Origin of the sequence: Streptomyces griseus (assembly GCF_001715295.1) — a bacterium.
GTDB lineage: Bacteria > Actinomycetota > Actinomycetes > Streptomycetales > Streptomycetaceae > Streptomyces > Streptomyces griseus_G.
This window is the reverse complement of the sequence record NZ_MDKB01000002.1, coordinates 733,194-754,464: the sequence shown is the minus strand read 5'-3', so window position 1 is coordinate 754,464 and position 21,271 is coordinate 733,194. Positions and strand designations below refer to the sequence as shown.

The window sequence follows — 21,271 nt, the reverse complement described above, 5'->3', positions numbered from 1 at the left end:
GTCACCGCGGAGGTCCCCGAGGGCTCCATCGTGATGTTCTCCGCGCACGGCGTCGCCCCCACCGTCCACGCGGAGGCCGCCGAGCGCAGGCTGGCCACGATCGACGCGACCTGCCCCCTGGTCACCAAGGTCCACAAGGAAGCCGTCCGCTACGCCAAGGAGGACTACGACATCCTCCTGATCGGCCACGAGGGCCACGAGGAGGTCATCGGGACGAGCGGCGAGGCCCCCGACCACATCACCCTGGTCGACGGGCCCGAGGACGTCGCCGACGTCACCGTGCGCGACGAGTCGAAGGTCGTCTGGCTCTCCCAGACCACCCTCTCCGTCGACGAGACGATGGAGACGGTGGACGCCCTCAAGAAGAAGTTCCCCCAGTTGCTCTCCCCGCCGAGCGACGACATCTGCTACGCCACGCAGAACCGCCAGATCGCGGTGAAGAAGCTCGCGGAGGACGCCGAACTGGTCATCGTCGTCGGCTCGAAGAACTCGTCCAACTCGATCCGCATGGTCGAGGTCGCCCTCGACGCGGGAGCCCCCGCCGCGCACTTGGTGGACTTCGCCGAGGAGATCGACGAGGCCTGGCTGGAGGGCGTCACCACGGTCGGCCTCACCTCGGGAGCGTCGGTCCCCGACGTCCTGGTCGACGGCGTACTGGAGTGGCTGGCCCAGCGGGGCTACGGGGACGTGGAGACGGTGAAGACCGCGGAGGAGTCCATCACCTTCTCGCTGCCCAAGGAGCTCCGCCGCGACCTGCGGGCCGAGGCGGCCGCGCTCTCGGCGCAGTAGACGCGTCAGGCGACGGCGGGTGCGCCCCGGCCGGCCGGCGTCCCGCACACCCCCCTCGTGCGGATCCTCGCCGGCCCGCCTTCGGCCGGCCCGCCTTCCGCCGGTCCGCGTGAGCCCTCTCGTATCCGTCGGTGGTACGGAGAAGTGAGGGCGAAGCCGACAGTCCGGGTGCAACGGATACGCCGAACACCCGGGCAACCGGCCCGCGGGGCGCGCGGATCGCTCCCCGTGGCGTGATCCGCGCCACCTCCCCGTACCGTGGTTTCCATGGAGATCTTCGGTGTGGACATCGGCGGGTCAGGGATCAAGGGAGCTCCCGTGGACCTGGACCGTGGAGAGCTGGCGCGGGAGCGCCACAAAGTACTGACACCGCATCCGGCCACGCCCGAGGGCGTGGCCGACGGTGTGGCCGAGGTCGTGGGCCATTTCGACTGGCGGGGCCCGGTCGGCATCACGTTCCCCGGTGTCGTCACCGCCGGCATCACGCGTACCGCGGCCAACGTGGACAAGGCGTGGATCGACGTGGACGCCCGGAAGCTGCTCAGCGACCGTATCGGGCAGCCCGTGACGATCCTGAACGACGCCGACGCGGCCGGGGTGGCCGAGATGACCTTCGGCGCCGGCCGGGGCCGCAAGGGCACGGTGATCATGCTGACGCTGGGTACGGGGATCGGCAGCGCCGTCTTCACCGACGGGCAGCTCGTCCCCAACACCGAGCTGGGCCACCTGGAGCTGCACGGGCACGACGCGGAGAAGCGGGCCTCCACGAAGGCCAAGGAGGACGAGGGCCTGAGCTGGCAGCACTGGGCGCACCGGGTGCAGAAGTACCTGGTCCACGTCGAGATGCTGTTCTCACCCGCGCTCTTCATCATCGGCGGGGGCGTGAGCCGCAAGGCGGAGAAGTTCCTGCCGCTGATCGAGAACGTACGGGCCGAGATGGTCCCGGCCCAGCTGCAGAACAACGCCGGCATCGTGGGTGCGGCCATGGCCGCGGCACGCGACTGACCACTTCGGTGCGCGACTGACCACCTCGGTACGCGCGACTGACCACTTCGGCGGTGGTCGGCCGTCTCGGCGGCGACCGATCACCCCGTGGCGGGCAGTGACCCCTCGTGGCAGGTCGGTGAGCACCTCGTGGGGGCCACCGTTGCCCCCTCGGTGGACAGCCCGCGACTGCGGAGCAGTGCCCGGGAGGGCTCAGGGGCGGGGGCGGCGGGCACCTTGGGCGGCAGCCCTGGCCAGGTGCCGTTGCCGCTCCCGCATCTGCCGGATCTTGCGCACGGTGGCGATGATCCCCGCGACGAGCGTGCCCCCGTACAGCCAGCCCGCCTGGACGGCGAGCGCGGTGACGACCGCCATCGCCTGACCGCCGAAACCGCCCGTGCCACCCGCGATCGGGATCACGCCGAAGGCGAAGGCGATGGGCACGCTGATCGGCGCGGTGACCAGGTCGGCGGGTCGTACCCAGAGCGCGGTCAGCGCGCTGACCGGCAGGAACAGCAGTCCGAACACGAACTCCGAGCCGCTGAGGAGCAGCCGGTCGAGGCAGGCCAGCAGGAACATGGTCAGGGCCGCGAAGAGCCCCGCGCCGATACCGGTCAGCCGAGGGTTGGGGAATCGGCGCAGTGCGAGAACCACGGGCGCGACCGGTCCGCCCCGGGGCCTGCGCCCCGAGGTGCGGCCCTGCCCCGCTGCCGGTTTCGCGCCCGGCGCGGCCGGGGCGACCGTGACCGCCACCGGAGGGCCGGCCTCGGCCTCGCCGGGGCCGCCCGGCGGGGACAGCGGGGCCTGCTGGGGCTGCCTGCGCTGCGGGCTACGTGTCCTGTGCTGCTCCACCCGGACAACCTAGGTCGCGAAGCGGGCTCTTTCGGGCGTGGGACACGCGCTTTGGCCGACCTTGGCCCTGCGTTCGACGTCACACGGCCGAAACGGGTCCGTTCGGCCCCGGGGCGTCCTCCCCCCTTCCGCACCCGTGACGGGGCGCGCCGTCCCGCCCGTAAACTGGAGAATCGGTCCACTCCCGGCCCGCCCGCACAGCCCCGCTCCTCACTCCAGGAAGTCGCCAACGTGTCGCTCACGATCGGAATCGTCGGCCTGCCGAATGTCGGCAAGTCGACCCTGTTCAACGCCCTGACCAAGAACGACGTGCTGGCGGCCAACTACCCGTTCGCCACCATCGAGCCGAACGTCGGCGTGGTGGGCGTCCCCGACCCCCGTCTGAACAAGCTCGCCGAGATCTTCGGATCCCAGAAGCTGCTCCCCGCCACCGTCGACTTCGTCGACATCGCGGGCATCGTGCGCGGCGCGAGCGAGGGCGAGGGCCTGGGCAACAAGTTCCTGGCGAACATCCGTGAGTCCGACGCGATCTGCCAGGTCATCCGTGCCTTCAAGGACGAGAACGTCGTCCACGTGGACGGCAAGGTCTCGCCCAAGGACGACATCGAGACGATCAACACCGAACTGATCCTGGCCGACCTCCAGTCCGTCGAGAAGGCCGTTCCCCGCCTGACGAAGGAGTCCCGGCTCCAGAAGGACAAGGTGGCGGTGCTCGCCGCGGTCGAGGAGGCCCAGAAGATCCTCGAGGCGGGTGACACCCTCTTCGCCAAGGGCATCACGGCCGGCACGGAGAAGGGCCGCCTCCTGCACGAGCTGCACCTGCTGACGACGAAGCCCTTCCTGTACGTCTTCAACGTCGACGAGGACGAACTGGTCGACGAGGACTTCAAGAACGAGCAGCGTGCCCTGGTCGCCCCGGCCGAGGCCATCTTCCTCAACGCCAAGATCGAGTCCGAGCTGATCGAGCTCGACGACGACGAGGCCCTCGAACTGCTCCAGTCGATGGGCCAGGAAGAGCCGGGCCTCGCCACTCTCGGCCGCGTCGGCTTCGACACCCTGGGCCTGCAGACCTACCTGACGGCAGGCCCCAAGGAAGCCCGCGCCTGGACCATCAAGAAGGGCGCCACGGCTCCGGAGGCGGCCGGTGTGATCCACACCGACTTCCAGAAGGGCTTCATCAAGGCCGAGATCATCTCGTACGACGACCTGATCGAAACGGGCTCCGTCGCCGAGGCCCGCGCCAAGGGCAAGGCGCGTATGGAGGGCAAGGACTACGTGATGCAGGACGGCGACGTGGTGGAGTTCCGCTTCAACGTCTGACGGGCGGTCAAGAGATGTGCCCGGCCCGCTTGTCGGTGGGTCGGGCACAGGTGTACGTCCGCGTGGAGTCCTTGTGTCGCGAAGCGCTGAGGTGTTGGTGACGGGTCTGGTTGGTGCGACTGCGGTCGGCGTTCAGACTTTGGCGATCTCTACGGCGGGGCCGCACAGGAGCGTCAGGTCCTCGGGATCGGAGGTCAGGACGGTGATCGGCTGGGGTGCGGTGCGGGCGATGACGGCGAAGGCGGCGTCGATGGCGTACTTGTGGCCGTGGAGGCGGTGGCTGCGCAGGAGGGCTGCGGCCTGATCGGTGATCTCCTTGGTGACGTCGTGAACGTCGACGCGGGAGAGGACCCACTTGATTCGGGCGGGGTGAATGCGCTCGTAGTCGGCCTCGAGAGTGGTCATGGCACTTGTGGTCACGCGGATGCCTTCCTCCGATGCTGCTTGGATCAGGGCCATGACGGTGCGGTCCTTGCGGTAGAGCTTGGAGAGGCCTTCACTGTCGAGCAGTAGGGTGCCGGGCATCAGGCTGCGGCCCCGCCGACCTGCCGGTGGTCATGGCGCAGCAGCGCGCGGGCGGCTTCGACCTCCTCGCGGGTGAGTTCGTCATTGTCGGTCGCGAAGTCGGCGGCGATCTCCCGGAGCTTGTCCATGGCGACCCGTTGTTCGAGGGCTTCGGCGACGTAGGAGGAGAAACCGCCGGGCCCGACGTGGGCGCGTGCGGCTTCGGCGAGTTCCTCGGGCAGGCTGATCGAGTACTTCTTGCTACTACTCATGGTGCCCATGCTACCGGTGGTCGTAAGTCTCTGGGTGTCGTGGCCGCGCGGACTGTGCGGACGGGTGTCCGTCCGCTCCGCAGAGAGTCCGCAGGGCACCCGTAAGCGCCCGTCGCAGGCCAACGCGAGCCAACGGAGAAATGGCTGGTCAGGGCCCTGGATGGGGTTCCTTCGCAGGTCATGATCGGACCGCAGACATTCCGCTTCGACGTGTGGTTGATTCGCTACTGCGTGTTGCTGGATTCGTCATGCGTGCAGACCTGAAGGGGTGCTGGATATCCTGATGTTGCATCAGCTGGCTTCAGGTGTCGTAAACGGTAGAGCGGTGTCCCACGTGGACGACCCAAACGACCAGCTCACCGTTGTCGATCGTGTAGACGACGCGGTAGTTGCCGACTCGGAGGCGGCGACGTTCAGGCTGGGACACCAGTGCGGTGGTGTTGAAGCCGAAAGGATCGCCCTCCAGCTCGGTCAGCTTGGCCAGGACGCGCAGCGCCATCTCGCGAGGGATCTTCCGCAGTTCGGCCTGCGCCTCGGGGTGGAAGACGGTTCGGTACTCACTCACTGCGCGCCAGCGTCTCCCTCATGATGTCCTCGATCGGGATGCCGGGTGCGGGGTTGGCCATGCGCTCGTCGATGATGCGGTTGATCTCGCGCTCTTCCCACTCCTGGTACTTGCGTAGTACCTCGATGGACACGACGGCGGCGACTTCCTTGCCCCGGCGTGTGATCACTGTGGGAACGTCGTCGCGGTCTGCGCGCTCCACGACCTCCGCCAGGTGTGCGCGCACGTCGCGGATGGACTCTATGGGCAGTGGCAGCGTCATGCGCCCAAGTGTACCGGGTGTGTCATGTGTACACAGTGGAGTCGTGTCGTGGTAAGTCCCTCGACGGGCCGTGCGTGCGGGATGAACGTGCCCCGTGCCGGATCGGTGCTGCATACGGGCGGTGCCTGGTCGCGACGGATGGACGAGGAGCACCGCCTCGTCCATCTGGTAGGAGACAAGGAGATCGCCGTCCTCGCTGCCCGGTATCGCTAATGATCGTCCGGTGTCCGGCTTCCGGTGTGCCGGGGGACGCCCCCTACGTGCCTGCGGAGAGCCGACGCGGACGAGCGGATCAGTTGCCGACGGTCAGTTCGGTCACCCCCGCGGGCTTCGCCGCGTCCCCCGAGGTGACCGTCACCCGTACGTGCCGGGCCGGGGTGCCCGCCCGGAAGGGACGCCAGGTGCGGCCGTCGACCGAGGTCTCCAGGGTGTGGGCGGCCGGTGCGATGTCGGTCCAGTGCGGGACCAGGGAGGAGACCGGGACCGTGCGGCGCAGGTCCACCGTCAGGGTGCCCGTGGCGCCGTCGGGAGACCAGGCCGTCGACGGGCTGCCGTCCACCGCCGCTTCGGCGTAGAGGCCGGGCGTCTCGGAGGTGGCCCTCGCGGGGCGGCAACGGGCCGCGTCGGAGGTCGGGGCCAGATCGGGGCGGCGGGTGCGGAGCGTGAGCGTCGTGGAGAGGCGGCGCGGGCCCTGCGGGGTGTGGACGGTGAACGGGGCGCCGTCCGTCAGCCGGACCGTCGTCCGCGCGGCGCCGATCGAGATGTCGTACGTACGCCCCCGGTAGCGCAGGCCCGTCAGTTCCACGCCCTCGCGGAGCTGTGGCGGCAGCAGCGGGTCGATCCGTACGCCGTCCTCGCGCAGCCTGAGACCGGTCAGGCCGTGCGTGAAGACCTGGAGGAAGCCGCCCTTACCGGTGAGGAAGTCCTCGGCGGGGAACCCGGCGAGCGGGTCCTCGGTGCCGGACTTCTCGCCGCGCGCCTCGGAGAAGAGACTGAACGGACCGCGGGTGAACGGGCGCACGGCGCGCTGGAGGTACGTGTACGTGGAGCAACCGGGCTCCCCGATCGCCGCTGCGTCGATCGCGTGCACCGAGTCCGTCATCGCCGGCCCGTCGGGATCGGTACGCGCGGCGTAGAAGTCCAGCGTCGCGGCGGCGGCACCCTCCTCCATCGGCCACTCCAGCGGATAGGCGAGCAGTACGGTGTCGGCCTGCTTGATGGTCGAGCCGTTGTAGCCCGCGTACTGGAGGAACAGCTTCCGCGCGGGGTCGTACGGGATGCGCAGCCCGTCGGCCGTCCGGTTCCAGCCGGGGGGCGCCGGGTGGCCGAGTACCGCGGCGGCGCGGGTGGCGTTGCGCAGGGCGGTGGCGGCCACCGCGTTGGTGAAGACGCCGTCGGTGACGCCGTTGCTGTACTCGTCGGGGCCCGCCACGTCGTGCACCGAGTAGGTGCCGTCGCTGTTCTCGGTGGCCCGCGACTGCCAGAAGTCGGCGATGCCCTTCAGCAGCGGCCAGCCGCGGGCCGCGAGCCAGGTGCGGTCACCGGTGGCCAGGTAGTACTGCCAGACCGCCAGCGACACGTCTCCCTGCAGGTGGTTCTGGGTCAGGCAGTGGGGCGGGTCCCAGCTCTGGCACTCGGAGTCGAGCCGGCCCCTGCTCGCGCTCGTCCAGGGGTAGAAGAGACCCGCGTGTCCCAGCTGTTCGGCGTTGGCGCGGGCCGCGTGCCGGGTGCGGAAGCGGTACTCGACGACCGAGCGCGCCAGCTCGGGGCGGGTGGCGAGCAGCGCCGGGTACATCCAGGTCTCGGCGTCCCAGAACACCATGCCCGCGTAGGCGTCGCTGGTCAGCCCGGCCGGGGCGAGGCTGTCGGAGGAGCCGGGCCGGCTGCTGGCGAGCAGGCCGTACTGCGCTGCCCGCAGCCAGGCCTGTAGGGCGGTACTGCCCGGCACCGAGACGCCTGCCGACCAGGCCGGCCGCCAGGCCGCCGCGTTGTCGGCGAACACCCCGGCCCAGCCGCGCCGGTCGGCGCGGCGCGCGGCAGCGCGGGCGGAGGCGAGCGGTGTGCGGGAGGTGAGGGAGGTGTCGACGCCCACGTACTTCTCGAAGGTGTAGGCGTGGCCGGCCCGGACGCGGACGGTTCGGACGCCCGTGCCGCTGCCGGTCTGGACGACCGCCCCGTCGACGCCGGTGCCCAGGGTCCGGAACGTGCCGTCGTCCGCGACCGTGATCCGGCGCGCCCCGCGCGTGTCCAGGCGGCCCGCCACGGTCGCGGTGCCGGTCCAGTGCGGGGTCATCCGCAGGCGTACGGCTCCCGCGTGCACGTCGGAGCGGTCGGCCAGGACCTCGTAGGTCAGGTCGGTCGCACGGCCGTCGGCGGTGGTCCAGCGCAGCGAGGTGACGACTGTGCCGCAGCGCAGGAGGAGGCTCTGGCGGTAGTGCGAGATCCGGGCGGCGGGCGTGCCGGTGCCGTACGTCTCCGAGCCGACGCGCACGTCGAGGGAGGTCCAGCTGGGCAGCGCGGCCAGTACCTCGCGGCCGCCGGCGAGGTCCTCGTCGCGGGTGTAGAGCCCCGAGACGAAGGCCCCGTCGTACCGTGGTGTGTACAGGGGCCACCCGGTCCTGCCGCCCGGTGCCGCGTACCCGGCGCCGGTCGCGGGCACGCGGTGGCCGAGGTAGCCGTTGCCCACGTAGGGGTCGTACCCGGCGGCCTCGCCGAAGGCCGTGGACGCCGGCGCCCATGAGGAGTCCGCCCGATCGCACGCGGGGGCGTGGCCCGGCCCCGCGGCGTACGAGCGGGGTGGGAGGGGCGCGATCGACGCGGCCGCGACCAGAGAGGTGACGAGACACCAGCGCGTGAGGCTCACCGTACGACGGTAGGCAGGGCGGCGGCGCGGGCACGGTTACGGCGCGCGGGTCTTCGCGTGGTCGTGTGCGCGGTGCGGGTGGCCGTGAAACCACGAGCGGCCGGGCCCCGGACCGGCGACAGTGAACAGCGGCCGCCACCGGCGGCCGGTGACCGGCGCCGCTCCGGCGGTGGCGGACAGCCCGACCAGGACAGGGAGAACCGCATGTCGTACCCCGAACCCACCTACACGGACGGCGAGGGCGAGATCAGTGCGCAGTACCGCCCCGCGGACACCGCCCCGAATCTGCTGACGCGTACCGGCGGCAGCACGCACTACCTGGCGACGACGGAGACCACACACGGCGAGTTCGGGCTGTACCGGATCAACATGGCGCCCAGGGCGGGCGGTCCGGCCACGCACTTCCACCGGTCGATATCGGAGTCGTTCTTCATCCTCGACGGGACGGTAAGGATCTACAACGGCGAGCAGTGGACCGACACCACTGCGGGGGACTTCCTGTACGTGCCCCAGGGTGGGCTGCACGCCTTCCGTAACGACTCCGACGAACCGGCGTCGATGCTGCTCCTCTTCACACCGGGGGCTCCGCGTGAGGAGTACTTCGAGAAGGTGTCGCAGGTCTCCGACTGGCCGGAGAAGGAGCGGGCGGAGTTCTTCATCAAGCACGACACGTACTGGACCGACTGAGGCACGGTCGCACGGGCCTCGGCGGCCCGGTTCCGGCGCCCGTGCCCGTCGGGGGCCGGGCCGTCGGCGCTCCCGCCCGGCTCCCTGCCCGGCCCCGGGCGCCGTGCACCGGTGGGCAGGGGCGCCTCCCGTGGGTCGCCCTCGTCGTGAGCCCGCCCGCGCCCGCGAGGCGCAGGCCGTCCGGACGACGCTCATGGGCGCATGAGGGCGCCGTGGCCGTGCGTGGATCCGGTACGGGAGGGAGGGCGCGAGCCGTGCTGCGCACGGGCACCCGGCGGTCCGGGCCGCGTGTGGTCAATGGCTCGTTGACGCGCCGCAGGGTACCTGCGCTGGTCGGCGTCGAATCATCACATCGAGTGAAACTCTGGCCCGTGCTTGCGATTCTCAACCCACGGTTGTCAGGCTGTTGCTGTCTGTCAACCTGTTGGGAGTGGCCTGTGGCTTTCGGTGAGCAGCCCGCCTATCTGCGCGTGGCGAGCGATCTCAGGGAGAAGATCGTCAACGGCGCGCTGCCGCCCCGTACCCGCCTGCCGTCCCAGGCCCGCATCCGCCAGGAGTACGGGGTCTCGGACACGGTCGCCCTCGAGGCGCGCAAGGTGCTGATGGCCGAAGGGCTGGTGGAGGGGAGGTCGGGATCCGGTACGTACGTGCGCGAGCGCCCGGTCCCGCGCCGGATCGCCCGGTCCGGCTACCGGGCGGAGGGAGGGGCCAGCCCGTTCCGCCAGGAGCAGACGGCGGACGGGGCGCAGGGCACCTGGGAGTCCCGCAGTGAGCAGGAGGAGGCGGGCCCGGAGATCGCCGGGCGTCTCGGCATCGAGCCGGGGGACCGGGTGATGCGCACGCGGTACGTCTTCCGCGAGGCGGGGGAGCCGATGATGCTCTCCACCTCCTGGGAGCCGCTGGCCGTCACGGGGCGCACGCCGGTGATGCTGCCCGAGGAGGGCCCGCTGGGCGGCTGCGGCGTGGTGGAGAGGATGGCGGCGATCGACGTGGTCGTGGACAACGTCGCGGAGGAGGTCGGCGCACGCCCGGGACTGGCGGAAGAGCTCCTTGCGCTCGGCGGGGTCCCCGGCCATGTGGTGATGGTCATCGCGCGGACGTACTACGCGTCGGGGCGGGCCGTGGAGACCGCCGACGTGATCGTGCCCGCCGACCGCTACCGGATCGCCTACCACCTGCCGGTCCGCTGACCGGTGGGCGGCTGTGACGACCGCCGGCCGTGAGGCCGGTCCGGCGGGCTCCCTGCGGAGTCGCCGCCCCTCGGAGGCCGGGCACCGGCAGGCACTCCCCGGCCGTGACGGGATGGCGCGTTCGGCCTCCGCTTCCCGTTCACCCCTGTGCACCGGACGGGCCGACGGAAAGTCGCCGAGGGCGGACATCGCCGGGCTCCACGGGCGAGGCGCCGCGACCGGGGCACACACACCCGACGCCGTGGACGCCCCCGGCGCCCGGGCCACCGACGTTCGCGGCCCGCGCACGTGCGGCGTGCGGGGCGGTGTACGCACCGCCGGTCGTCGCCGACGGCGGCCCCGCCCGTGCGGGACGGGTCTGCCCGTGTGCTGCTCACCGGCCCGCGGGGGAGCGGAGGCGTGAGCGGGGCCGCCTGGTGCGGAGGACCTCGGACGGGCCCGTCCTGATACCGCCACCCAGGGTGCGGGCAGCCCCGGCTCACGCCCGCGGTGCTGCCGCGCGGGGGCGCATCCGGCCGGGTGCGCCCCACGGGTATGGCCGGATGCGTATCTCTTTGTGTAAACACGCATCCGCTGAGTAAAGGTCAGGCGTACGCTCGGGCATATGCGTACTGCGGTTTCCTGGGGATCCTTAGAGACGTGCACGCCGTCAGGGAGAGGGGCGACATGCTGGGGAGGGGCGCGATGACCGACGGTGGGGCCGTGCTCCCCTGGCTGGTGATCAGGCAGGACGACAACGGCAACAGGTACCGCGTCGGCCGTTACGCCACGCAGGACGAGGCGCAGAAGACGGCGGACGACCTGGACCGGCACGGACACGAGCAGTTGTACTGGGTGGAGCGGCTCGGGTAGAGCGCACACCCTTTGACACGCACGGCTGACACGCACAGCTGACACAGGCACGACGTGCGTGCACGACTTGCGTGCACGACGGAGCCGGGCATCGAAGCCGGGCACCGGGGCCGGAGCGAAACCGCCAGGGCGAAGGAGCCCGTCCGTCCGGGCGGTTACGCTCCGCCCCATGAACGAATCCGTGGTGGTGGCCGGGGCCGTGTGCGATGCGGGGCGGCTCCTGGCCGCCCGCCGCAGCGCCCCGCCGGAGCTGGCCGGCCGCTGGGAACTGCCCGGCGGGAAAATGGAGCCGGGTGAGAGCGGCGAGCAGGCCCTCGTGCGCGAGCTCAGGGAAGAGCTCGGTGTGGAGGCGGAGCCGCTGGAACGCCTTCCCGGCCGGTGGCCGCTGAAGCCCGGCTATGTGCTCCAGGTGTGGACGGTCCGTCTGATCTCGGGCGAGCCCCGCCCGCTGGAGGACCACGACGCACTCCGTTGGCTCGCGCCGGACGAGGTGGACACCGTCGACTGGCTGGACCAGGACCGCCCCGCCGTGGCCGAAGCCGTACGCCGGCTGCGGGCGGCCTCGCGCCGCTGAGCGGCTGAGGGGCTGCCACCGTGCGGACCGTGGCTGCGCCCGTTCGCCCCACCCTCCGCCGGACACGCTAAGTTGTCCGGAATATGGGTATGTGGTGGATAGATTCCCCTGGAAGGGGAGTGCCCCCGCTGCCGCCGGCCCTGGGAAGTGAGCGGCGTGACCGATACCGAAGGCGAGAGCGCCGCGTGGAGCTTTCCGGCGGTGCCGGGCTCGGTGCGCAGCGCCAGGCACGCCGTACGTGACGCCCTGCACCACTGGGGTATGGCCGACGCGGTGGGTGACGTGGCGGTCCTGCTCGTCAGCGAGCTGGTGACCAACTCCCTCCGCCACGCCTCGGGGCCCATCGGTGTCCGGGTGGTGCGCCCGTGTCCCGGCGGCCGGGCGCCCGGTACCGTACCGGACGCATTGCCCGGCACGGGCCCGGCCGGGCCGCGGGGGCTGCTGGTGGAAGTCTCCGATCCGGTTCCGGATCCGCCCACCGAACGCAGTGCCGGACCCGATGACGAGACCGGACGGGGACTGCGGCTCATGGCGTGTTCCGCGCGCCGCTGGGGGACCAGGCACGGAAAGAGCGGCAAGACGGTGTGGTTCGAGCTGCCCCTGCCTGGTTAGGAGTGGGAGGAACGCACACGATCACCGGAGGTCGGGCAGGACCTGGCTGAAAGGGACTGAGACCGTGCTGTGATCGTGAACGCCGTGCCGGTGGGGCCCGTAGTGCTGAATACTGCGTGCAGGACCGGTCCGGTGTGTGAGCTGGAGGGGACGGTCGCGTGAGCGAGATACCTGGGACAGCGGGCGACGTCTTGTGGCAGAGCAGCCCGCCTGGCTCGATCTATGACTACATCAGGGTCGCTTCCTTCTCGATCGGGCCCGACGGGCTGATCGAGCAGTGGAGCCGGCGGGCCGCCGGTCTCTTCGGCATGGCCTCCCGCGACGCGGTGGGCAGAGATCCGGTCGAGGCGTTCATGCCCGCCGAGCTGCGGGCGGGCGCCCGTCGGCGGGTCGGCGAGATCCTCGACGGCAAGGAGTGGACGGGTCTCGTACCCTTCCGGATGCCGGGCGAGAACGGTGTCCGCGGACTCGCCGAGATCTACGTCATGCCGAGCGAGAGCCGGGCGGGTGAACGGGCCGCGCTCTGCATCGTCGTGGACGTCAGGGCGCTGCGGCGCATCGAGACGGACCTGGCGGCCTCGCAGGCGATATTCGGTCAATCTCCCTTCGGTTTCGTCCTCTTCGGCACGGACTTCACCGTCGTCCGGGCCAACCAGCGGTTCGTCACCGTCTTCGGCGGGAAGGCCGACGACCACCGGGGCCGCACCGTCTCGGACTACCTGACGAGGCCCGAGGCCGACCGTCTCTCCGCCACACTGGAGCGCGTCCTGGAAACCGGGAACGCCGTCACCGACCTCCAGCTCGTCGGCACGCCGCCCGGCTCCGCGGACCGGCGCCACTGGTCCATGAACCTCTACCGGGTGCACAGCCGCTCCGGGCGGCCCATCGGCATCGCCGCACTCGCCATCGACGTCACGCAGCGGCACATCGCCGCCCGCGAGGCGGCCAGCGCCCGTCGCAACCTCGCCCTGCTCAACGAGGCCAGCGCGCGCATCGGCAACTCGCTCGACCTGGAGACCACCGCCCGGGAACTGCTCGACGTCGCCGTACCCGGCTTCTGCGACCTCGCCTCCGTCGACCTCTACCAGGGGCTGCTCACCGGCGAGGAGGCCGCGCCGGGCAGTTGGGGCCGGTACCACCACCAGCAGTCCGGCAGCGGCTCAGCCGAGCTGCGACGGGTCGCTCAGGCCAGTGCCGTGTCCGACGCCCTGCCGGGTGTCCTCCCCGGGAGCGGCACGGCCCCCGGCGAGGACATGGGCCCGCCGGCGCTCGGGGCGGTCCACCACTACCCGTTCCACTCGCCCTGTTCCGTCGCACTGCGCACCCGGCGCGCCACCGACGTACCCGGGGACGAACGCGGCTTCGTCCACTCCACGCTCGCCGTGCCGATGGTCGCGCACGACATCGTCGTCGGCCTCGTGCAGTTCTCCCGGACCAAGGGCAGCGAGACCTTCGGCGAACGGGACCGGGCCCTGGCCACGGAGCTGGCGGCCCGTGCCGCCGTCTGCATCGACAACGCCCGCCTGTACCGCCGCGAGCACGAGCGCGCGCTCATCCTCCAGCGCAGCCTGCTCCCCCCGGGCGACCCCGAGGCCGCCGGCCTCGACATCGCCTGCCGCTATCTGCCGGGCAACACCGCCACCGAGGTCGGCGGCGACTGGTTCGACGTGATCGAACTCCCCGGCCACCGCACCGCGCTGGTGGTCGGCGACGTCATGGGCCGCGGGCTGCGGGCCGCAGTGGCGATGGGCGAACTCCGCACGGCGGTACGCACCTTGGCGCTGCTCGACCTGGAACCCGCCGAGGTGCTGTCCGCGCTCGACGAGGTCGCCCGGGGGCTCGGCACCCCGGGTGGCGGGGGGCGCGGCGACGGGTTCGGCGGGGGCGGCGGCGCGCAGTGGCCCTCCCGGGCCGCCCACAAGTCGCGTGAGGCCGACCTCTCCGAGGTCTATCTGGCGACCTGTGTGTACGCGGTGTACGACCCCGTCACCCGGCGGTGCACCTTCGCCAACGCGGGCCACCTCCCGCCCCTGGTGGTCGAACCCGGGGAGCCCGCCCTGCTTCTCGACGTACCGCCGGGCATGCCGCTCGGCGTGGGCGGCGAACCGTTCGAGGAGGTGGAGGTGGAACTGCGGGAGGGCGCTCTCCTCGCGCTCTACACCGACGGGCTCGTCGAGTCCCGCGACCACCCGCTCGAGGAGGGCCTGGAGGCGTTCCGGCGCGTCATCGCCCAGCCGTCGCCTCTCCTGGAGGACGTCTGCGACCACGTGCTGACGACCCTCGACACGGGGCACGGCGAGGACGACATCGCGCTGCTGATGGCCCGTATCCAGGGGCTGCCCGCGGAAGCGGTGGGTGACTGGCGGCTTCCGCGCGAGCTGCGCTCCGTGGGCCGGGCCCGTGAGCTCGCCCGTACCCAGCTCACCGCCTGGGGCCTGGACGACCTGGTGGACACCACCGAACTGCTCGTCAGTGAACTCGTCACCAACGCCCTGCGCTACGGCGAGGGCGAGATACGGCTCCGACTGCTGCGCGACCGCACCCTCGTCTGCGAGGTCTGGGACGCGGGGCTGGTCCAGCCGCGGCGCCGACGCGCACGTGACACCGACGAGGGCGGGCGCGGCCTGCAACTGGTCGGACTGCTGAGCGCCGCCTGGGGATCGCGGCGCACTCCGCGCGGCAAGACGGTGTGGTTCGAACTCGCGCTGCCGGACGGCGAACCCGCCGCCGAACTCTCCGTCGAGCAGTTGATGAGCATGTACTGAGGAAGACCGCGGCCGCCTACGGAGGCCCCGGACCACCCGGCCACGACGGACCACCCGGCCACGACCGGCCCTCGTCCGTGTGTCCGTGCCGGTTCCGGTGCGGGGTCTGCCGGGCCGGATTCGCGCTTGTCCGTGTGTCCGTGCCGGTTCCGGTGCGGGGGCTGCCGTGCCGCCGGATTCGCGTTCGTCCGTGCGTCCGTGCCGGCCCACGACGGAGCCGGGCCGCCGGGGCCAGGGTCGCGCCCAGGTCCTTCCGCGCCCGCCTGCCCCCGCCTGGGGCCGCCCGGCAGGGACCGGCACCCGTCCCTGCCGGGCGCACCCTTCCGCGTCGACCGTTTCGGTCCGTCCGGGCCCGCCCGCCTCAGCCCGACTTGAGGGCGGCGAGGCGGGCCTCGACCTCCGCGTCGTTCCCGAGGCTCTCCACCTGCTCGAACTCGGCGTCCAGGGTCGATGCCGGGAGTTCCTGCCCGCCCACCGCCCGTGCCTCCTCGCGCCGCACCTTGTCGTCGAAGCGGCCGAGTTCGGTCGCCGGATCCAGGACGTCGATCGTCCTGACCGCGTCCGTCATCCTGTTCCGCGTCGGGGCGGACCGGGCCCTCCCGGCGAGTGCGTCGCGCTCGGACGTGAGCCGGGTCAGCTTCGCGCGCATCCGGTCCAGGCCCGACCGCAGCTTGTCCACCGCGACCTGCTGGGAAGCGATGGCGGGTTCGGCCGTCCTCGCCTCCTGCTCCGCCTGGAGCTGCCGCCCCAGCGCCACCCTGGCCAGGGTGTCGAACCTGTCGGCGTCCGGCCCCGCACCCCCGGCCCGCAGCTCGTCGGCCTTCCTGCTGGCCGCGAGGGCCTTCTGACCCCACTCGCGGGCGGAGTCGACGTCCTCCCTGCGGTCCTGCTCCATCAGCCGCAGGCCGCCGATCGTGGCGGCCACCGCCTCCTCCGCCTGCGCGATGGTGCGGGCGTACTCGCGGATCAGCTGGTCCGCCATCTTCCGGGGGTCTTCCGCCTGGGCGAGAAGGGTGCTGACATCGGCCCGTGCCAGTTGGGTGGCACGGCCGAGAACCGTCTGCTTGGGCATGGCGTCGTCGTCTCCTCGTCGGAACGTGCCGGTCACGGGCCGTCGGTCAGGAACGGGCCTTCCCCTCCCCTCCGGCCACGCGTGCCCCCACCGCCGAAACTGCCCGGACCACCGCCGAATCCCTCCCCGGGGCCGCCGTTCCCGCCGAACAGCCCGCCCAGGAGGATCCCTCCCAGCACGGCACCGCCCGTACCGTCGCCGGAGCCGTACGAACCGTCCGGCCCCTCCGGGGCGAGATGGTCCCGTACGTCCTGCTCGGCCAGGCTCCGTGCCCGGACGGCCAGCGCGTCCGCGTGCCGCGCCTCGGCCAGGGCGCCCCGCGGATCGCCGGCCTCGGGGAGCCCGGTGGCCCGCCGCCACTTCCGCCGCGCCTCGGCGAGCCGGGTGCGGGCCGGGCAGCCGACGGCCCCCCGGTTGGTGGAGATGTAGTCCGCCGCGGCGGAGATCGCCGAACGCGCGGTGAGCATCGACCCCTCCAGGAGGGTGCGCGCCCGCAGGCTGCCGTGCTCCAGCTCGTGGGCGTCGGCAAGGGCCGCGTCCAGAGCCGTGTCCGCCTCCCCGACCCTGCGCAGGGCGTCCACGGGGTCGTACCGGCCGGCCCGCAGGTCCCCGTCCACGTCGTCGAGCACCGCCCGGACCCGTGCGGCCACGGCCCCCACCTCGGCGGCCGGCGCGTCCTCGGAGGTGCCGTCGAGCAGCCCGGCCGCCTCCGCCAGGTCGGTCTCCGCCCCGGTGAGCACCCCGGGGAGCTTCTCCGCCGCCTCGGCCAGCTCCGTGGCCCGTCGCCGCACGGCGCCGACCAGCGTGGAGGCCTGCCCGATCGCCCCTTCGGCAGCGCGCACGTACACCGCCGCCTCGGCGGCGGCGCCCCCGTCCACGGCCGCGCGGGCCCGGTCGAGGCCGGTCGTCGCGAAGGCCATCCGCTCCCGGGCCCGTGCGAGATCCCCGGCCGCAGGTGCGGTGGCCGATTCCCCGTACCGCTCCGCCATCCCGTCCAGGGCCGCCTCCGCCGCGGCCACCCGGTCCGCCAGACCGCTGAACGCCGCCTCGGCGGCGGCCACGGCCTGCGCGGCGTGCTGCTCCAGGCCGCGCAGCCGGTCGAAGTCCTCGGTGACCGCGTCCAGACGGCTGTTGGCGTCCGCGCACCGGCGCACGATCTCCTCCAGCAGGCGACGGCGGGTGGCCTCACCCTCAGGGAACCCGTCGTCGAGCCGCTGCCGCAACCGGAACGCGGCCGCCAGCTCGTCCCTGGCGTGGTCGAGGGCCTCGGCGAACGGCGCCACGGCCTCCTCGCCGTACCGGCCGAGGGCGAATTCCAGCTCCTCCTCGCTCGTGTGCACGGCGTCGTCCGTGTCGACCAGATCGGCCGCGGTCCGGGCGTCGAGGAGCGGCAGCGGGGCCTGGGGCCCGGCCGCCCCGACGCCGCCCCAGCCGGTCGCCGCAGGCGTGGTCCGGATCGTCGTACGCCGCCTGCGCCGCGTGGAGGCGTACAGGGCGGTCAGCAGGGCGGCGACGAGCACGGCGACGGGCACGATCAGGTTCACCGCGCTGCCCGCGTCGGAGTGGTCGCCGGCCCCGAGGGCCCCGGGACCCGTCGCCGCGGGCACGACGCTCCCGTAGGTCCAGGTCCGGGCACCCGGGCCGGACCCGGAGAAGCTCCGCGCGGACGCCCCGGACGGCCGGACCCCGCGCTTCCCGGACCCCCCGTCGAACGCGGCCACGGCCCGCGGTTCCCGGGCACCGTGTGCCCCCGGCTCGCCGGTGCTCCGCCCGGCGGGGGACAGGACCGCCCGCTCGTCGGCGCGGGCGCCCGGGGCGGCGGTCACGGTCACCCAGCACAGCGCGGCCGGCGTGGCCGCCAGTGCGGCGAGCAGGAGGCTGCCGGGAGCCGAAGGCCGGGGTATCGGGATACGGCGTGCGGACGGCGTCACATTCGGGAGGCTATGTCCGCCTTTCCGGACCCGCGACCCGGCAACCCTTCCCCGGCCCCGCCACCCGCGCTCAGGGCCGGTCGGGTGACGTGGCCGGCCGGGACGCCGGAGAGCGGTCGGCGCGGGGCCGCCGACGTGGTTTCCGGGAGGCCGCTCAGATGCTGAAGCGTTCCCGGGTGAGCAGCGGGCGCACCCGCGAGCGGAAGCCACCCGTGCGGAACGGCCGCTGCAGCAGTCCCGGCCGGAGCGCCTGGGCCAGGGCGGCGGCGATCATGCCCTGGTCGAGGGCGAGCACGAAGTCGCTGACCCGGCCGGTGGAGACGTTGACGGAGTCCCGGAAGCCGTATCCCTCGTCGTAGGCCCCGAAGTCACGGGCCGGCGCCAGAAGGTTGGCCACCGCCTCGCCCGGTGCGTACGGCAGGGCGAGGAACGAGGCGTGCGGGGTGACCACCCCGTTGGTGAAGGCGGCCGGGTCCGGCAGGGGTGCACCGTGCGTGGTCCGTCGGGCAGGACGGACCCGCGCCTCCCGCCGCACCGCCGGACCCGCCGGGGAGGCGGGCGGGACGGGCCGCGGGGCCGCGCGGGTGATGTCGGAGGCCCCACCGGCCATGTCTGCCGGCCCTCGCGCGGGGAGGAGCGTTCAGTGGACCAGCGAACCAGTGTGATCAACGTACATGCCACCTAAACGCATAATCCGGTCCATTCCGGTACGGGTGGGCCGGGCCGGCCCCGGAGGTATCAGCCATGGCCCACGTCGGCGTCCCACGCGGGACGGCCCGCACACGCCGCTCCCTCGCGTTCCTGGCGACGGGCGTGCTCACCGTCCCGGTACTGGCGGGCTGCAGCTCGGGTGGCGAGGACCCCGTCGCCGTGGCCGCGGGCCAGGACATCGCACCGGCGTCACGGGAGGTGGTCGCCGCGGGGTCCGAGCTCACCTGGGCGATCGACGCGGTGCCCGCCACCCTCAACGCCTTCCAGGCCGACGCCGACGGTGCGACCACGCGGATCACCGGCGCCCTGCTGCCCACCCTCTTCCCGCTCGACGCGCGGGGCGAGCCGCAGCTGAACCCGGACTACCTCGAGTCGGCGAAGGTCATCGAGCGGGAGCCCAAGCAGGTCGTCCTGTACAAGCTCAACCAGCAAGCCGTGTGGAGCGACGGCCGGGAGATCGGGGCCCCCGACTTCGTCGCCCAGTGGCGCGCGCTGAGCGGCAAGGACTCGGCGTTCTGGACCGCGCGGAACGCGGGGTACGAGCGGATCGAGAAGATCGAACGCGGCAAGGACGACCTCCAGGTCCGGGTGACGTTCGCCAAGCCGTACGGGGACTGGCGCTCGCTCTTCTCGCCGCTGTACCCGAAGGAGGTGACGGGTTCGCCCGGCACCTTCAACGACGGAGCCAGGGCCGCCCTCAAGAACACCGCAGGACCGTTTCGCCTGCGCAAGGTGAACAAGGACGAGGGGACGGTCACGCTGGACCGGAACCCGCGCTGGTGGGGCGACGAGGCCAAGCTCGAATCCCTCGTCTTCCGGGCCGTCGACCCGAAGAAACGCGCCGAGGCCCTGACCGAGGGCACGGTGGACGTCGCCGACATCGACCCGGCCACCGCGAACGCCGTCGCCCGGGCCGCCCGCTACCGCGGCGGGAACGGGCAGCCGCCCGCGCACGGCCCCGGCTCCGACATCACCCCGGCCGCCGCGCTGCGCTCCTGGGCTCTGGCCCACGGGTCGGACGAGGAGGCCGCCGAGGCCGCGCAGGCCGCCCGGGCGAAGAACCGCGAGGCCGTGGCGGTGTACGCGGCCGAGCAGAAGTCCCTGGCCGGTTTCGCCGTACGCAAGTCCCTGGAGCCCGCCTACACGCAGCTGGCGCTGAACGGTGAGTCCGGGCCCCTCGCCGACGACCGGGTGCGCCGTGCGATCGCCCGCGCCCTGGACCGCCAGGAACTCGCCGACACGGTGCTCAGGCCGCTGGGCCTGCCCGCGAAGCCGCCCGGCAGCCACCTGGCCCTGGCCGGGCAGCCGGCGTACCGGGACGGCAGCGGCGCGCTCGGCGACCAGGACCCCAAGGAGGCGCAGGCGCTCCTGGCGGACGCCGGCTGGACCGTGGGCGGGGCCGTGCGCAAGCCCGGGGACACCAAGGCCGGCAGTGAGGCGGACAAGAAGACGGAGGAGGGGAAGAAGGCCGAAGAGGGGAAGAAGGCCGAGAGCGGTAAGAAGGCCGGCGAGGGGGAGGCGAAGGCGGCCGAGGAGGAGAAGGACGACAAGGCCTCCCGCGACGAGGGGCTCTACATCGTCGGCGACGACGGGAAGCCGGGCGACCACCCCGCGCCGGCCTCCGCCTCCGGGGCCCGCACGGCGGTGGCCCACGGCGGGGCGCGGCGCCGGGCCGGAGCCCTCGAAGCCACCGGCGACGACGCCGCCGGGGCCACCGCCCGGGACCAGCGGCAGGGTGGTGCCGCGGGCGCCTACGCACCCGCCGGCACCCCCGCTCCCGCCCCGGCCTCCCTGCGCGGCCGTCTCGGCAAGGACGGCAAGCCGCTCACCCTGCGTTTCGTACTCCCGTCCGGCCCGGGCTCGCAGTCCCTGCGCGGGGTCGGCGAGAAGATCGTCGCCATGCTGGACGCCATCGGCGTCGGCACGGTGATCACCAAGGTCCCCGACGACAGCTACTTCACGGACCACGTCGCCTCCGGCGACTACGACCTCGCCCTGTACTCCTGGCCGGCCACCGCCTACCCCGCGACCGACGGGCGCCCGATCTTCGCCAAGCCGGAGCCCGCCACCGACGGCTCGCTGCTCGTCGAGCAGAACTACACCCGGGTGGGCTCCGACCACATCGACCAGCTCTTCGACCGGGCCGTCTCCGAGCTCGACGTGAACGCCTCACGGGAGCTGCTGAAGCAGGCGGACGCCCGCATCTGGGCCGCCGCCGGATCGATTCCGCTGTATCAGCGGCCACAGTTGGTCGCCGTCGACAAGAAACTGGCGAACGTCGGCGCCTTCGGCTTCGCCACGCCCCGCTACGAAGACATCGGATTCACCCGGTGACAAGCGGAAGTTTCCACCGCGAATCGTAAGAAGTAGCAGGTCACACGCATTTTTTCGAACCTCAGAACCCGCTCAAGTCCCTTGCCCGCCGGTGCCGCCGGCGGGCAAGGTGTTGTCCGCCCAGACCCGGGC

The 21,271-nt window shown here is 72.5% G+C and carries 19 protein-coding genes and 1 pseudogene; 11 read left to right on the top strand and 9 right to left on the bottom strand.

Features of this window, described 5'->3' with window-relative positions; translation table 11 throughout:
- Together BA175_RS09840 and ppgK are read left to right on the top strand one after the other, a co-directional pair.
- A partial coding sequence (locus BA175_RS09840) for a 4-hydroxy-3-methylbut-2-enyl diphosphate reductase (protein ID WP_079159618.1) occupies positions 1-789 on the top strand: 789 nt, incomplete at its 5' end.
- A gap of 267 nt (positions 790-1,056) precedes the next feature.
- On the top strand, positions 1,057-1,794 hold the full coding sequence (gene ppgK / locus BA175_RS09835) for a polyphosphate--glucose phosphotransferase (protein WP_069170919.1): 738 nt from the start codon (positions 1,057-1,059) through the stop codon (positions 1,792-1,794).
- Positions 1,795-1,986: 192 nt separating this feature from the next.
- Here ppgK and BA175_RS09830 read toward each other — a convergent pair whose 3' ends face one another.
- The gene (locus BA175_RS09830; protein ID WP_069170918.1) at positions 1,987-2,625 is read right to left on the bottom strand and encodes a DUF6542 domain-containing protein; all 639 of its coding nucleotides are present in this window, start codon (positions 2,623-2,625) and stop codon (positions 1,987-1,989) included.
- 231 nt (positions 2,626-2,856) lie between these two features.
- Here BA175_RS09830 and ychF point away from each other — a divergent pair, with 231 nt between their 5' ends.
- Entirely contained in the window at positions 2,857-3,945 is a 1,089-nt protein-coding gene (ychF, locus tag BA175_RS09825) for a redox-regulated ATPase YchF (RefSeq protein ID WP_069170917.1), read from the top strand.
- Between the two features lie 132 nt (positions 3,946-4,077).
- On the opposite strand, the gene BA175_RS09820 is transcribed toward ychF, so the two are convergent.
- The 4 genes from BA175_RS09820 to BA175_RS09805 all read right to left on the bottom strand — a co-directional run bounded on the left by BA175_RS09820 (position 4,078) and on the right by BA175_RS09805 (position 5,548).
- Positions 4,078-4,470, bottom strand: coding sequence for a DNA-binding protein (locus tag BA175_RS09820; protein WP_069170916.1), 393 nt, complete (start codon positions 4,468-4,470; stop codon positions 4,078-4,080).
- Entirely contained in the window at positions 4,470-4,721 is a 252-nt protein-coding gene (locus tag BA175_RS09815; RefSeq protein WP_069172030.1) for a hypothetical protein, read from the bottom strand. Before BA175_RS09815 ends, BA175_RS09820 begins: the two co-directional genes overlap by 1 nt.
- Before the next feature lie 301 nt (positions 4,722-5,022).
- On the bottom strand, positions 5,023-5,286 hold the full coding sequence (locus tag BA175_RS09810) for a type II toxin-antitoxin system RelE family toxin (RefSeq protein ID WP_069170915.1): 264 nt from the start codon (positions 5,284-5,286) through the stop codon (positions 5,023-5,025).
- Positions 5,279-5,548, bottom strand: coding sequence for a type II toxin-antitoxin system Phd/YefM family antitoxin (locus BA175_RS09805; protein ID WP_069170914.1), 270 nt, complete (start codon positions 5,546-5,548; stop codon positions 5,279-5,281). Before BA175_RS09805 ends, BA175_RS09810 begins: the two co-directional genes overlap by 8 nt.
- Positions 5,549-5,572: 24 nt before the next feature.
- Between BA175_RS09805 and BA175_RS32110 the strand changes: the two genes are divergently transcribed.
- Positions 5,573-5,761 carry a type II toxin-antitoxin system YoeB family toxin gene (locus BA175_RS32110; RefSeq protein ID WP_079159487.1) on the top strand — a complete coding sequence of 63 codons (189 nt, stop codon included), beginning with the start codon at positions 5,573-5,575 and terminating at the stop codon, positions 5,759-5,761.
- A 79-nt stretch (positions 5,762-5,840) separates the two neighbouring features.
- Here BA175_RS32110 and BA175_RS09800 read toward each other — a convergent pair whose 3' ends face one another.
- Positions 5,841-8,411, bottom strand: coding sequence for a glycosyl hydrolase family 65 protein (locus BA175_RS09800; RefSeq protein ID WP_069170913.1), 2,571 nt, complete (start codon positions 8,409-8,411; stop codon positions 5,841-5,843).
- 204 nt (positions 8,412-8,615) lie between these two features.
- Between BA175_RS09800 and BA175_RS09795 the strand changes: the two genes are divergently transcribed.
- The 6 genes from BA175_RS09795 to BA175_RS09770 all read left to right on the top strand — a co-directional run bounded on the left by BA175_RS09795 (position 8,616) and on the right by BA175_RS09770 (position 15,091).
- On the top strand, positions 8,616-9,098 hold the full coding sequence (locus tag BA175_RS09795; RefSeq protein WP_069170912.1) for a cupin domain-containing protein: 483 nt from the start codon (positions 8,616-8,618) through the stop codon (positions 9,096-9,098).
- Positions 9,099-9,535: 437 nt separating this feature from the next.
- Entirely contained in the window at positions 9,536-10,288 is a 753-nt protein-coding gene (locus BA175_RS09790; protein ID WP_069170911.1) for a GntR family transcriptional regulator, read from the top strand.
- Positions 10,289-10,972: 684 nt separating this feature from the next.
- Positions 10,973-11,140, top strand: a complete 168-nt coding sequence (locus tag BA175_RS09785; RefSeq protein WP_139131382.1) for an SPOR domain-containing protein — start codon at positions 10,973-10,975, stop codon at positions 11,138-11,140.
- Positions 11,141-11,309: 169 nt separating this feature from the next.
- Positions 11,310-11,714, top strand: a complete 405-nt coding sequence (locus BA175_RS09780; RefSeq protein WP_069170909.1) for a (deoxy)nucleoside triphosphate pyrophosphohydrolase — start codon at positions 11,310-11,312, stop codon at positions 11,712-11,714.
- 147 nt (positions 11,715-11,861) lie between these two features.
- A complete protein-coding gene (locus BA175_RS09775) occupies positions 11,862-12,326 on the top strand; it encodes an ATP-binding protein (RefSeq protein WP_069170908.1) in 465 nt (154 codons plus the stop codon).
- Positions 12,327-12,517: 191 nt separating this feature from the next.
- Positions 12,518-15,091: a SpoIIE family protein phosphatase gene (locus BA175_RS09770; protein ID WP_175420843.1), complete on the top strand. Its 2,574-nt coding sequence runs from the start codon at positions 12,518-12,520 to the stop codon at positions 15,089-15,091.
- 361 nt (positions 15,092-15,452) lie between these two features.
- On the opposite strand, the gene BA175_RS09765 is transcribed toward BA175_RS09770, so the two are convergent.
- From BA175_RS09765 to BA175_RS09755, 3 genes and pseudogenes are all read right to left on the bottom strand, one after another.
- Positions 15,453-16,163 carry a PspA/IM30 family protein gene (locus BA175_RS09765; protein ID WP_069170906.1) on the bottom strand — a complete coding sequence of 237 codons (711 nt, stop codon included), beginning with the start codon at positions 16,161-16,163 and terminating at the stop codon, positions 15,453-15,455.
- A gap of 32 nt (positions 16,164-16,195) precedes the next feature.
- Positions 16,196-18,094, bottom strand: a complete 1,899-nt coding sequence (locus tag BA175_RS09760; RefSeq protein ID WP_069170905.1) for a hypothetical protein — start codon at positions 18,092-18,094, stop codon at positions 16,196-16,198.
- A 154-nt stretch (positions 18,095-18,248) separates the two neighbouring features.
- Positions 18,249-18,593: pseudogene (locus BA175_RS09755) on the bottom strand (glucoamylase family protein); the annotation flags it as partial.
- 245 nt (positions 18,594-18,838) lie between these two features.
- Here BA175_RS09755 and BA175_RS09750 point away from each other — a divergent pair.
- On the top strand, positions 18,839-21,139 hold the full coding sequence (locus BA175_RS09750; protein WP_069170903.1) for an ABC transporter family substrate-binding protein: 2,301 nt from the start codon (positions 18,839-18,841) through the stop codon (positions 21,137-21,139).
- The last annotated feature ends 132 nt before the right edge of the window (positions 21,140-21,271 follow it).

What these genes read in the sequence shown, in the direction of transcription:
- ppgK (WP_069170919.1), top strand. Translation starts at nt 1,057, where the DNA reads ATGGAGATCTTCGGTGTGGACATCGGCGGGTCAGGGATCAAGGGAGCT.
- BA175_RS09805 (WP_069170914.1), bottom strand. Translation starts at nt 5,548, where the DNA reads ATGACGCTGCCACTGCCCATAGAGTCCATCCGCGACGTGCGCGCACAC.
- BA175_RS09820 (WP_069170916.1), bottom strand. Translation starts at nt 4,470, where the DNA reads ATGCCCGGCACCCTACTGCTCGACAGTGAAGGCCTCTCCAAGCTCTAC.
- BA175_RS09765 (WP_069170906.1), bottom strand. Translation starts at nt 16,163, where the DNA reads ATGCCCAAGCAGACGGTTCTCGGCCGTGCCACCCAACTGGCACGGGCC.
- BA175_RS09780 (WP_069170909.1), top strand. Translation starts at nt 11,310, where the DNA reads ATGAACGAATCCGTGGTGGTGGCCGGGGCCGTGTGCGATGCGGGGCGG.
- BA175_RS32110 (WP_079159487.1), top strand. Translation starts at nt 5,573, where the DNA reads ATGTGTACACAGTGGAGTCGTGTCGTGGTAAGTCCCTCGACGGGCCGT.
- BA175_RS09750 (WP_069170903.1), top strand. Translation starts at nt 18,839, where the DNA reads ATGGCCCACGTCGGCGTCCCACGCGGGACGGCCCGCACACGCCGCTCC.
- BA175_RS09815 (WP_069172030.1), bottom strand. Translation starts at nt 4,721, where the DNA reads ATGAGTAGTAGCAAGAAGTACTCGATCAGCCTGCCCGAGGAACTCGCC.
- BA175_RS09795 (WP_069170912.1), top strand. Translation starts at nt 8,616, where the DNA reads ATGTCGTACCCCGAACCCACCTACACGGACGGCGAGGGCGAGATCAGT.
- BA175_RS09785 (WP_139131382.1), top strand. Translation starts at nt 10,973, where the DNA reads ATGACCGACGGTGGGGCCGTGCTCCCCTGGCTGGTGATCAGGCAGGAC.